General features: G+C 24.2%; 1 protein-coding gene. It reads left to right on the top strand.

All coding sequences use genetic code 11. The features are described from left to right. Positions 1–228 precede the first annotated feature (228 nt). Positions 229–611, top strand: a 383-nt coding sequence (locus AYC60_RS00325; RefSeq protein ID WP_197416906.1) for a helix-turn-helix domain-containing protein, incomplete at its 3' end; no start/stop codon positions are given.

The raw sequence follows: 611 nt of genomic DNA, 5'->3' as shown, positions 1-611 counted from the left end.
GTAATGTTTACAATGAAATGCACACAATAAAAAATATGGACTAAATACCATAAATACAGGATTTTAATCTTGTTTGGTATATGGTCCATTTTTTGATTTCATTGACACAATAGCTATAACTTTTTAAAATAGGTGTGTTGGAATAATATTTTGTTCTACATTTTTAGGGGCAAATGCACAATTTTTTTTTAATGAAATGCACAAAATTAACTAAGAATGGAGATAAAAATGCAATTAAAAATTAGTGATAGAATTAAAATTGAAATGTATTTAAGAAAAGGTAAATCAATAAAATATATTTCAGAATTAATAGGGGTTTCTTATCACACAATACTTAGAGAGATTACCAATAGAAGGGTACTAAAATTTAATTCTAGATTACCATATGGACATATTTCAACAATTGATGAACATAATTGTGACATATTAAAGAAACAACCTGTAGTTTGTAATAAGTGCCCTAGATTTCATAAAAATAATTGTACCCATGATTTTGTTGTTTATAATTCTATTAAGGCTAATGAAATATATTTAGAAGGTAAAAAGAAAAAAAGTACACCAAAAAGAGATAAATTTCTTAAATTAGTTGAAAAATATATAAAAAGAGGTCA

The sequence above is a fragment of the Streptobacillus felis genome (assembly GCF_001559775.1).
Classification (GTDB): Bacteria; Fusobacteriota; Fusobacteriia; order Fusobacteriales; family Leptotrichiaceae; genus Streptobacillus; species Streptobacillus felis.
Note: the sequence above shows the minus strand (reverse complement) of the source record. Positions and strands in the feature narration are given on the sequence as shown.